Below are 11,184 nucleotides of genomic sequence, written 5' to 3'. Positions count from 1 at the left end.
GCCTTTAATTTTGTAACAGTTTACCGCAAAAACTAGCCCTACTTAATAGAAGTTAATATACTAATTTAATCTTAAAACAATAATCGAGTTAATATGAAACGCAATTTTTCTCTTACACTCCTTGCTGGCGCTGTTTTAGCTGGCTGTGCAACAACAAGCATTACTCCATCAGATGTTACCAATGGCTATAACAGTATTAAAGCCGATGAGTTAGCAAAACACATAAAAGTATTGGCATCTGACGAATTTGGTGGTCGTGCACCTTCTTCACCGGGCGAAAAGCTAACATTAGATTATTTAACAAATCAATTTAAAGCATTGGGTTTTGAGCCTGGCAATGGAAATAGCTTTTTACAAGAAGTACCACTTGTATCACTTGAAGCTGATTCAAATATGGTTTTATCAATTGGTGGCAAAGATTACCAATACAAAAAAGACATGGTTATGGGCAGTAGCCGCATTAGTGAAAAAGAAGGCATTGAAAACTCTGAGCTTGTTTTTGTAGGCTACGGCGTTAATGCACCAGAGTATAACTGGAACGATTACGAAGGAATTGACGTGAAAGGTAAAACCGTGGTCATGCTTGTGAACGACCCTGGTTTTGCAACTAAAGATCCAGCTTTATTTACCGGCGATGCCATGACTTATTATGGTCGTTGGACATACAAATATGAAGAGGCAAGTCGCCAAGGTGCTGCAGGCGCTATTATTATTCACGAAACAGCCCCCGCTTCATACCCTTGGTCGGTTGTAGAGAACTCGTGGAGTGGCGAGCAATTTGGTTTTCAAAAAGAAAACAACAATATGGATCGCGTTGCTGTTGAAGGCTGGGTAACAACTGATGTAGCTAAAGAGCTTTTCAGTAAAGCTGGTTTAGATTTTGATACCGTTAAACAAAATGCTGCTAAAGGTGCTTATAATGTTGATATGGGTGATTTAACCGCATCTGTTAATGTCAGCAATACAATTAAAACGTCAGTGTCTTACAACTTTATTGCGACATTACCGGGCAGCGAAATGCCAGATGAGCATGTAATATATTCAGCGCATTGGGATCACTTAGGCACAGATACAAGCCGCAAAGGTGACCAAATTTATAACGGTGCTCACGATAACGCAACGGGTACTGCAGGCTTAATAGAAGTTGCAGAGGCATTTACTAAATTACCTAAGCACCCTAGCCGCTCAATGACATTTTTAGCAGTAACCGCAGAAGAGCAAGGGTTACTTGGCTCTAAGTATTACGCCGCAAACCCTGTTATTGCCGCAAACAAGACGGTTGCTAATATCAACATGGACAGCTTAAATTTATTAGGCAAAGTGAAAGATATGAGCGTGGTAGGCATTGGTAAGTCTCAAATGGATGAGTTTTTAGCGAATGCAGCAAAAGATCAAGGCAGAACTTTATCGGGCGATCCTAAACCATCGTCGGGTGGTTATTACCGTTCTGATCATTTTGCGTTTGCTAACATGGGCATACCTGCAATGTACGCTGGTGGTGGTACACAAGCAGCGGATGAAGAAACAGCCAATTATCGTAAACGAATGAGCTTAGTATTACGCGGCTGTTACCACCAGCCTTGTGACCGTTACCGCGATGAGTGGGATTTATCGGGCGCTGTTCAAGACTTACAATTATTTTATAAAGTCGGTTTTGATATTTCTGAGCAAAAGCAATGGCCTACTTGGAATACAAACTCAGAATTTCAACGCAAACAGCCTAAAATTTAACATCGAAAAACTCAAAGTGAGTAATCGATTTAAATAAACAAATGATATTGATTATCATTTACTAAAAATATACAGTGTTACCCTGTTTATTAAATTGGTAACACTGTATGACCTCGATAGTACAAATAGGACTAATTACGCCCGCTTCAAAACGCTTTGTTAGCCAAAATAAACGTTTATTACTCCCTCTTTTTTTGTTGATATGCTTTGCTGTGCCATCACTTCGTGATATTGCCATTACCGCACTAAGCGACGCGTTTTTTCAAGTCAGTGTATTTGTTGCTGCTACGTTACTGATTTATTACTTCGCTATTGAGCGTTTACCTCAATTGGAGCTTAGTTATCTAAGTGCCAAGTCACCGGCATTAGAGGTCTTTTTTGCGGCTTTACTAGGTGCCTTACCCGGCTGCGGGGGCGCTATAATAGTGGTTACACAATTTACCAAAGGCCAAGCAAGCTTTGGTGCAATTGTTGCCGTACTAACAGCGACAATGGGCGATGCTGCATTTTTACTTTTAGCTACACGCCCTTCTGAGGGCGCTGTAATAATGGCTATAGGATTAGTTGTTGGAACAATATGTGGTGCTGTTGTTAATACAGTTCATAAACACGACTTTTTACGCCCTTCTTTAACAGAACAAACGCGCCAAGTTAAAATATTGCCTACCCACATTATCAGAGTCAGTAAGCCTATTTGGATGTTGGCGATTTTTCCAAGTTTAATCATCGCGTTTTTAATCGCATTTAAAGTGGACTTTAATCAATTTGGAGAGTACACAAACACTGGTATACATTTTTTTGGTGCGGGCATGGCTCTGTTTATTGTCACGGTATGGGCTTACTCGTCTAAAGGCGAAACATATAAACAAATTACCAGTGAGGAGGATGAGTGTAATCCACCCTCTAAAGTGATTAAAGTGCTCCAAGACACACACTTTGTGACTGCATGGGTAGTGGCATCATTTATGTTATTTGAAATACTCGTAAATGTAGCCGGACTTGATTTAAAAACATGGTTTGCCCATTACGCTTATTTAGCACCGCTGATTGCTGTATTCATTGGTTTTTTACCAGGTTGTGGGCCGCAAATAATTGTCACCACGCTTTATATACAGGGCATCATTCCATTTAGTGCTTTAACAGCCAATGCAATTTCAAACGACGGAGATGCGTTATTTCCTGCAATTGCGTTAGCCCCAAAAGCCGCAATAATAGCCACTTTATATACAGCACTTCCTGCTCTGGGGGTTGGCTATGGTTTATATTTTATTTCGTATTAAATTTTAGGCATAAAAAAGCTCAGCGAACGCTGAGCTTTTTTAGGTTAAAACTTTACTTTATACAGCAGCAGGTTCTGCAGCTAACTCTTTTGGATTAGGGCCATAATCGTTCTCGCCTTCATGTGAGTCTTGTGCAAGGAATACAATTAATACAATCCAACCTATGATTGGCACTAACCAAAGTAACTGCCACCAGCCAGAGCGACCAGTATCGTGTAAACGACGTGCGCCAGCACTTAATTGAGGTATTAACAATGCTAGGCTATAAATAGTGCCAATCACAGCTACGCCCATCAGCTCATCAACCAGGCCCAGAGCTATAGATATCAAAAGGTTGATTAAGTAAAACATCCAAAATGCTTTGCGGCGGTTACGTCCTGAAAAATCTGCGTAGCTACGCAGTGCATTCATATAATGTTCCATAATATTTCCTTAGTGTTATTTTTTATATTCCCTAACGGGGTTAGTTTTATTACTTTCTAGCAACACTTGTATCTTAAATAAAAACAGGCTCTTTTAAAACAAAAAACCAGCAAACTGCTGGTTTTTTATAAGTTTAATTTTTAACTCATTGCCATCATCATTGCCGACGGATTTTCTAAGTACGATTTCCATAGGTTATTAAAGCGAGCAATTGTTCCGCCATCAATAACGCGATGGTCGCCAGACCAACTAACTTGCATTATTGCCTTACTTACAACATGGCCGTTTTTATCAAAGCGTGGTAGGTGTTGCAATTTCCCAAGCGCTACAATGGCAACTTCTGGTTTATTAATAATTGGCGTGGCAATTGTGCCGCCAATTGCACCTATGTTTGAAATGCTAATAGTACCGCCTTTTAAGTCTTCAGGTGGTACTCGCCCTTCGCGAGCAGACTCAGTTAGCCGTGTAAGCTCATTGGCCACATCAACAATATTTTTACTTTGACACGACTTAATATTTGGTACCAGCAAGCCAATTTTAGAATCGACGGCTATACCAATATTATGATCGTCAAAATAAGTAAGTTCTGAGCAATCTTCATTTACTTTAGAATTAAGAACCGGGAATTCTTTCATCGCAAGCGAAAGGGCTTTAACAAAGAAAGGCATCATAGTGAGTTTAACGCCTTGTGCTTTATACTGCTCCTTCATTGAAGATCTTAGTGCAATAAGGTCTGTTAAATCTATTTCATCACAAAATGTAAAATGTGGAATCGTTGAAACAGAAGCAACCATTTGTTTTGCCATCGCCGCTTTTATGCCTTTAATTGGCTCGACACGCACACCAGGGGTCTGCGTTTTACTTTCTGTGTTTACTACATTGGCATTAAGTGGTGACGTATCAATACTGTTTGGTACTTCACCTTTAATAAACTCTTCTATATCTTGCTTATAGATACGTCCATTTTTACCACTACCCGGTACTTGTGTTAAATCAACATCAAGCTCACGGGCTTTACGTCTAACAGCCGGTGATGCAACCGCTTTTGTGTTGACCACTTTTACTGGTTTATTCACTTTTACTGGTGCTGCTTGCTCTGCTGCATTTGTTTGCGCTTTTACTACGGCTTGGTTTACATCTATATTTTGTTTAGGTGCAGTTCCAGCAATAGTCATCTGAAACAATGGGCTATGTACTTTAGCTATTTCACCTTTTTGATAATAAAGCTTTTGAACAGTACCTGTGTATTTTGCTGGTATTTGCACAAGGGCTTTATCAGTCATTACATCACAAACAGCCTGATCTTCTTCAATTTCATCGCCTTCGGCGACTAACCAGTCGACTATTTCACATTCGACAATCCCTTCGCCAATATCTGGTAAAATAAAATCTTCTAATTGTTCAGTTGCACCATTGTTGCTTTGTGGTGCATTACTGGGCTGTTGTTTTTCAACACTGGCCTCTTCGCCAGCTACATTCATTGCAAACAAGGGTGCATGTACTTTGGCAATTTCGCCTTTTTGATGGTAGAGCTTTGTAATTACTCCATCGTGCACAGCAGGTATTTGTACCAGTGCTTTATCAGTCATTACATCGCAAATAGGTTGATCTTCACAAACGCTATCACCCTCTTGTACCAGCCATTCAACCACTTCACACTCAACAATGCCTTCACCAATATCGGGTAATATAAAATCTTTAGCCATGGTATCCCCTAAAAATCCATTGATTGTTTAATTGCGGCTAACACTTTGAGCGCATCAGGCACATACTCTTTCTCTAGTGCCAATGGGTATGGTGTATCTAAACCACACACACGTAGAATAGGCGACTCTAAATGGAGGAAGCATGCTTGTTGAATTGAAGCAGCAATCTCTGCGCCAAACCCATTTGTAATAGGTGCCTCATGGCTTATTACCAAACGACCTGTCTTAGTCACTGATTTAGCAATCGTATCTATATCCCACGGCAAAATACTGCGTAAATCAATTACCTCACAATTTATGCCTTGCTCGCTTGCTTGTTTTGCAGCGTCTTCAATAATTTCCATTTGAGCGCCCCAAGCAAGGACTGTAATGTCAGTACCTTCTTGCACAACTTCAGCTTTACCTAACTCTATTGAATAATCTTCTTCAGGTACTTCACCCGTCGATGCGCGGTACAAACGTTTGGGCTCAAAAAATATAACCGGATTGTCATCTTTAATACTTGCACGCAGTAAACCCTTAGCTTGATATGGATTACGTGGTACGACTATTTTTAAACCAGGCGTATGTGCAAAGTAAGCTTCTGGTGATTGCGAATGATACAAACCACCTGCAATACCACCACCATATGGGGTGCGTATAGTTAAGTTACCAACATTAAACTCGTTTCCGCTTCTATATCTAAACTTAGCCGACTCGTTTACTATTTGGTCAAATGCTGGAAAGATATAATCTGCAAATTGAATTTCTGCTAGTGCTGGTGCACCAAAAGCCGCTAAACCATTGGCAAAACCCAATATACCTTGCTCTGTTAGAGGCGTGTTGAATACACGGTGTTTACCGTATTTTTCTTGCAAACCTGAGGTTGCTCTAAATACACCGCCAAAATACCCGACATCCTCGCCAAATATGCACGCTTGCGGGTGTTCATTCATGGTTATATCAAGAGCAGAATTAATTGCATGTAGCATGTTCATTTTAGCCATTACTTAATTCTCCCTGCAGTAACTGGGTAAGCATCTGGGTGCTTTTGTATATGTTCTTTTAGTTCATTATATTGACGAACAAGTGATGGGATAGGTGTGTCGTAAACATCTGACACCAATTCCTCTAAAGCAGGCTTTTGCACTACTTCTGCACGCTTTAGGGCGGCTAAAATATCTTCACGTATAGACTCTTTCGCTTTTAAATCGTCTTCTTCGTTAAGCCACTCTTGTTTTACTAGCCACTTTCTAAATTTTTCTATTGGGCAGGTTTTATAATTCGCTTCTTCGTCTTTTGAACGATAGCCACTTGGATCATCTGACGTAGAGTGCGCACCTAAACGATAAGCTATTGATTCAATTAAAACAGGTTCGCCTTGTGTAGAGGCAATTTCACGGGCTTTTTGCGTTGCTGCAAACACAGCTAGTGCGTCTGTACCATCTACCCTAATTGTTTTTATGCCATAACCCACGCCACGCGAAGCAATACCATCACCTTTAAATTGCTCATCTGCTGGGGTCGAAATAGCATAACCGTTGTTACGTGCAAAAAATATCACGGGTGCTTTATGCACTGCAGCCATGTTTAATCCGGCATGAAAGTCACCTTCAGATGCAGCGCCTTCGCCAAAGTAACAAATAGTCACGTTGTCAATGGTGCTTGCAAGTTCGCCTGTTTTTGCATCTATATGCTTTACTTTTTGTCCATATGCATACCCTGTCGCTTGTGGTATTTGTGTGCCAAGTGGAGAAGAAATTGTCATATAATTTAATTCGTTAGAACCATAATGAATTGGCATTTGACGACCTTTGCCTAAATCTAATTCATTTGAAAACATTTGGTTCATAAATTGGTCTAGCGTAAAACCGCGGTAATGAAGTGCAGCTTGCTCACGGTATTGCGCCATTATCATGTCTTCTTGATCAAGCGCAGCAGCAGATGCCGTAACGGCAGCTTCTTCGCCTAAGCATTGCATATAAAAGCTTACACGCCCTTGACGTTGAGCACCTTGCATACGCTCATCTAATAAACGTATAAAACGCATAGTTTCATAAAGTTTAATTGCAGTATGTTTTGAAATAGCGGGTGCTGTCGCACTTGGGTGAATGTCGCCATCCTCAGTTAAAATACTAAGGGTTGGAATATTAAGCGCATTGCCGTCAATAAATTCAAGCGTATGGTTAATATTCAGCGATACGTTATTTGGATTACTCATAACCTACCTTCTGTTGTTGTCAGTAACATAGTGCCCCTATTACATTATTATTATGGGTGATTATTGCTGAATAAACTTTGCAATATCTGCACTATATTTAATTAAAGCTGCCAACACTTTACGTTAACGTAAAGTGTTATTCAACAAATCTGTGACGAAACAAAAGTAAATATTGGTTAAATATGTGGCAAGTTAACAATACAGCTACTTAAATTTATAGTAATCAGTGAGTTAACTTGCGGCTTAAAGAGGTCTAATGAGTTTAATTATACAAAGTTACTGTCTATTTCCATTGGAACAACTGTTAATAATGCACGTTGTCCTAGTGCTACTTTTGCATTTGGGAATATAATGGCCTCGCCTTCAACGTCTGCATAATAGGGAGTATCACCGTCTGTTGCGAGGAGTTCTCCTTTTGCAAAACCAGTAAAGTTCTCTGCATCATCAGAAAAAGGGAAACTAAAATTATCTTGAGTGCGATTAATTGTACGGTGAACAGCGAACAGCTCAAAGTCTTTTGCATTAAAATGCGGGTATTCAACTTCACTTTGACTAATTAATGCAATTAACGTTTTTTTGGTTTTTTCAAAACGAGTCATGTCGTTTTGCCCAAATGGTTTTACTTGCCCAAGCTCAACTGTGAACGAATCTGCACCATGTACAAACGATGAATAATAACTAAATGTGGTTGCTGGCGACTTCATCATTAAAACGGTATTTACACCACAGCTTAATAAAAACTGTAGCTGTGATTTTTTCCATGGTTTACCATGCAAAAATGGATACACGGCAAACTTTTCATTTTTAGACCCGCGTATAGCCGTATGCAAATCGTAATGACTACGCTCACTGCCCTTTTCGCCTCTAGCAAAAAAGTCACTTACATAACCTTCAAGTTTTGCCGCTCGAACACGTTCGTCGTTCATTTCAATACCATCAACTGTGTGGTGGCCATTAAATAAACGGTTAAGGTTTTCTTCTACAAAACGCAAACCAATATTAATAGATTTAGGGTTACCGTATATAAAAAGCACTCTTTGTTTAAGCTCAAGCTTTTGCAAAATAATTTGTTTTATTAGCTCATCACAAATTTCAATAGGCGCTGTTTCGTTACCGTGTACGGCACTTGATAACACAATATCTTTTGATGTAGTGAGCGCAGGCTGAAACTCAATAACGCCCGTATCGTGAACATTAACTTGGGTACCATTTTTAAGCATAAAGTGGCTAGGCGCTAAATGCCATTCGTTATTTCGGCTAATGGTTAGAAAATCACCGGTTGATTGTAATAAATTTAAATAATCGGGTGTGGCTGACATAATAAAAGCCCTTTATAGTGTGAGAGATACAAAAAAACGGCTGAATAATTCAGCCGTTTTTACATAGTTTAAGCGGTATCAGCTAATTACTGAGTCAACTAACTTTTTAGCTTCTTTTTCTAAAAGAGCTAAATGTGCTTCGCCTTTAAACGATTCTAGGTATATTTTATAAATATCTTCAGTACCCGATGGGCGAGCAGCAAACCAGCCGTTTTCTGTAACAACTTTTAAGCCGCCAATGGCCGCATCATTACCTGGGGCATGAGTTAGCTTTTGTAAAATAGGCTCGCCAGCTAATGTATCGGCTTTTACATCGTCTGCACTTAATGCTTTTAAGCGCGATTTTTGGGCGCTGCTTGCTGGTGCATCTAAACGCTTATAAAGTGGGGAACCAAACTCTTGCTCTAACTCTTTATAAAGCGCTGATGGTGTTTTACCGGTTACTGCAAGTATTTCAGCTGCAAGTAGCCCCATGATAAATCCGTCTTTGTCGGTACACCATACGCTGCCATCAAAACGTAAAAACGCAGCGCCTGCACTTTCTTCGCCACCAAAAGCAAGATTTCCTTTATTAAGGCCTTCAACAAACCATTTAAAGCCTACTGGCACTTCTTTTACTTTACGCGCATTACGCGCAACGACACGATCAATCATCGAGCTCGAAACGAGTGTTTTGCCTATTTCTACGCTGCTATCCCACTCGCGGTGTTTTAATAAGTAATCAATAGCGACAGCTAAGAAATGATTAGGGTTCATTAAACCATCTGGAGTAACAATGCCGTGGCGGTCGTAATCAGGGTCGTTGCCAATCGCTATATCAAAATCATCTTTCAATTTAATTAAGTTAGCCATTGAGTAAGGTGATGAGCAATCCATACGGATTTTGCCATCTTTATCAAGTGGCATAAATGCAAAACGCGGATCGACACTGTCGTTTACTACGGTTAAATCTAAATTGTATTTTTGTGCAATTACAGGCCAAAAATTAATTCCTGAACCACCTAGTGGGTCAATGCCCACTTTAATTCCTGCATCACTAATCGCTTTAAGATTAACGATATTTTCTAAATCGTTAATATACGGCGTCATTAAATCTTCGTAGCGAATAAAACCTGAACGAGAAGCTTTAGCAAATGGAAATAATTCAACCTCAACTAAATCTTCAAGTAATAATTTGTTAGCCCTGTCTTCAATCCAGTTTGTTACGTCTGTATCAGCAGGCCCGCCGTTAGGTGGGTTATATTTAAAGCCACCATCTTCAGGAGGATTATGCGAAGGCGTAACAACAATACCATCAGCCAATTCATTTGGATTAAGTTTGTTATGGCAAACTATCGCGTGGCTAATAACAGGAGTGGGTGTAAAGTCGCCGTCTTGCTGAGTAATTACCTGTACTTCGTTAGCCACAAGCACTTCTATTGCAGAGTTGAACGCAGCTTCACTAAGCGCATGTGTATCTTTACCTAAAAATAACGGTCCAAAAATATCGTTTTGCTTACGGTAATCACAAATTGCTTGGGTAATTGCTAAAATATGGGATTCATTAAATTTCACATCATATGAGCAACCGCGGTGTCCAGATGTACCAAAGGCAACACAATGCTCTGGGTTTTGCTCTAAATCTGGCTCATTTAAATAGTAGGCCGAAACTAATTTAGGAACATTAACAAGTGCCGATTGTGGTGCAGTTTTGCCTGCGCCTGAGTGAATAGCCATTATATTTCCTTACAGGTAATCGCGAATTTTTTCAGCTTGCTCTGCACTGTATCCTAGGCAAAGCGCAACTTCGTGAAGCATCATCTTTTTGCGTGTTGTATTAGAGTTAGTCATAACCCAATATTCACTGTCGGTGATATTTTTTGGATTCATGCTACTTCCACTATTTACTAAATCTTCTTTACTTGTTGCAAAGTAAACACGGTCGCGGCCTTTAATATCAAGCACAGCCGAAAAATCAGATTTATGAGTGCGATAAAATGCACTTAAAATAAACAAAAAACGACCCACAACGCCTTTCTGCATTGCCAGTTCTTCTTTATTTAGTACATTAAAAACGTTAGCATTTTTTTGCTTCACTGGTGTGACAGTTTTGGGGGTCTCAGTGTCCGCTTGTTGAAGCTCTGGCTCAACAGATACTGAAGATGCCGCAGATGCAGTGGTTAATTGTTGATTTTTTATTATTTCTACGTCGGCGGTTAATTGTTTTTCGCCGCTCATATTTAATAAACGACGCAAAATTGTGGATGCACTTTCACCAATACTTTGCGTGTTGCTGGCAATGTATTGATATAACTCGTCGTCTATGTCGATTTGTTTCATGGTCTTCCTGTCATTACGGGTCACATTTTTTTCTCACGCCTGATTATACCCAATCCAATAATAAATGCGAGTTACAACAAGCACTCCCAATCATTTCAAGCATACATACCCGATTAAGCCTGTTTTACTAGATCGATAGGTTAAGTTTTAGCAGATCTATCTGATAAATTGGTTTAAAAGGCACTATTTTTTGCTTTTTTATGTAT

Annotated in this window: 9 protein-coding genes; 2 read left to right on the top strand and 7 right to left on the bottom strand. The window is 39.7% G+C overall.

The genetic code is table 11. The features are described 5' to 3' along the window. Positions 1–93 precede the first annotated feature (93 nt). Both CWB62_RS10250 and CWB62_RS10245 read left to right on the top strand, forming a co-directional pair. Entirely contained in the window at positions 94–1,731 is a 1,638-nt protein-coding gene (locus CWB62_RS10250; protein WP_138527581.1) for a M28 family metallopeptidase, read from the top strand. A 107-nt stretch (positions 1,732–1,838) separates the two neighbouring features. Beyond that, on the top strand, positions 1,839–3,011 hold the full coding sequence (locus tag CWB62_RS10245) for a putative manganese transporter (RefSeq protein WP_138527580.1): 1,173 nt from the start codon (positions 1,839–1,841) through the stop codon (positions 3,009–3,011). Between the two features lie 57 nt (positions 3,012–3,068). On the opposite strand, the gene CWB62_RS10240 is transcribed toward CWB62_RS10245, so the two are convergent. The 7 genes from CWB62_RS10240 to seqA all read right to left on the bottom strand — a co-directional run bounded on the left by CWB62_RS10240 (position 3,069) and on the right by seqA (position 10,978). After that, the gene (locus CWB62_RS10240; protein ID WP_058405577.1) at positions 3,069–3,434 is read right to left on the bottom strand and encodes a DUF805 domain-containing protein; all 366 of its coding nucleotides are present in this window, start codon (positions 3,432–3,434) and stop codon (positions 3,069–3,071) included. Between the two features lie 140 nt (positions 3,435–3,574). Then, positions 3,575–5,140: a dihydrolipoyllysine-residue acetyltransferase gene (locus CWB62_RS10235; protein WP_138532853.1), complete on the bottom strand. Its 1,566-nt coding sequence runs from the start codon at positions 5,138–5,140 to the stop codon at positions 3,575–3,577. Between the two features lie 8 nt (positions 5,141–5,148). Further along, on the bottom strand, positions 5,149–6,126 hold the full coding sequence (locus CWB62_RS10230) for an alpha-ketoacid dehydrogenase subunit beta (protein ID WP_058405575.1): 978 nt from the start codon (positions 6,124–6,126) through the stop codon (positions 5,149–5,151). Then, complete coding sequence (locus CWB62_RS10225) at positions 6,126–7,340, bottom strand: thiamine pyrophosphate-dependent dehydrogenase E1 component subunit alpha (protein ID WP_058405574.1); 1,215 nt, start codon at positions 7,338–7,340, stop codon at positions 6,126–6,128. The genes CWB62_RS10230 and CWB62_RS10225 overlap by 1 nt, the downstream gene beginning before the upstream one ends. Positions 7,341–7,606: 266 nt before the next feature. Further along, on the bottom strand, positions 7,607–8,659 hold the full coding sequence (gene astE / locus CWB62_RS10220; RefSeq protein ID WP_138529163.1) for a succinylglutamate desuccinylase: 1,053 nt from the start codon (positions 8,657–8,659) through the stop codon (positions 7,607–7,609). A gap of 78 nt (positions 8,660–8,737) precedes the next feature. Next, a complete protein-coding gene (gene pgm / locus CWB62_RS10215) occupies positions 8,738–10,375 on the bottom strand; it encodes a phosphoglucomutase (alpha-D-glucose-1,6-bisphosphate-dependent) (protein WP_058553204.1) in 1,638 nt (545 codons plus the stop codon). A 9-nt stretch (positions 10,376–10,384) separates the two neighbouring features. After that, the gene (gene seqA / locus CWB62_RS10210; protein WP_138529166.1) at positions 10,385–10,978 is read right to left on the bottom strand and encodes a replication initiation negative regulator SeqA; all 594 of its coding nucleotides are present in this window, start codon (positions 10,976–10,978) and stop codon (positions 10,385–10,387) included. Between the last annotated feature and the right edge of the window lie 206 nt (positions 10,979–11,184).

The organism is Pseudoalteromonas sp. S408, assembly GCF_005886645.1.
GTDB lineage: Bacteria > Pseudomonadota > Gammaproteobacteria > Enterobacterales > Alteromonadaceae > Pseudoalteromonas.
This window is presented reverse-complemented; position numbering and strand designations above follow the sequence as displayed.

Excerpts from the sequence above, each read along its gene's own strand:
- CWB62_RS10250 (WP_138527581.1), top strand. The coding sequence starts at position 94 with ATGAAACGCAATTTTTCTCTTACACTCCTTGCTGGCGCTGTTTTAGCT.
- CWB62_RS10245 (WP_138527580.1), top strand. The coding sequence starts at position 1,839 with ATGACCTCGATAGTACAAATAGGACTAATTACGCCCGCTTCAAAACGC.
- CWB62_RS10240 (WP_058405577.1), bottom strand. The coding sequence starts at position 3,434 with ATGGAACATTATATGAATGCACTGCGTAGCTACGCAGATTTTTCAGGA.
- CWB62_RS10235 (WP_138532853.1), bottom strand. The coding sequence starts at position 5,140 with ATGGCTAAAGATTTTATATTACCCGATATTGGTGAAGGCATTGTTGAG.
- CWB62_RS10230 (WP_058405575.1), bottom strand. The coding sequence starts at position 6,126 with ATGGCTAAAATGAACATGCTACATGCAATTAATTCTGCTCTTGATATA.
- CWB62_RS10225 (WP_058405574.1), bottom strand. The coding sequence starts at position 7,340 with ATGAGTAATCCAAATAACGTATCGCTGAATATTAACCATACGCTTGAA.
- astE (WP_138529163.1), bottom strand. The coding sequence starts at position 8,659 with ATGTCAGCCACACCCGATTATTTAAATTTATTACAATCAACCGGTGAT.
- pgm (WP_058553204.1), bottom strand. The coding sequence starts at position 10,375 with ATGGCTATTCACTCAGGCGCAGGCAAAACTGCACCACAATCGGCACTT.
- seqA (WP_138529166.1), bottom strand. The coding sequence starts at position 10,978 with ATGAAACAAATCGACATAGACGACGAGTTATATCAATACATTGCCAGC.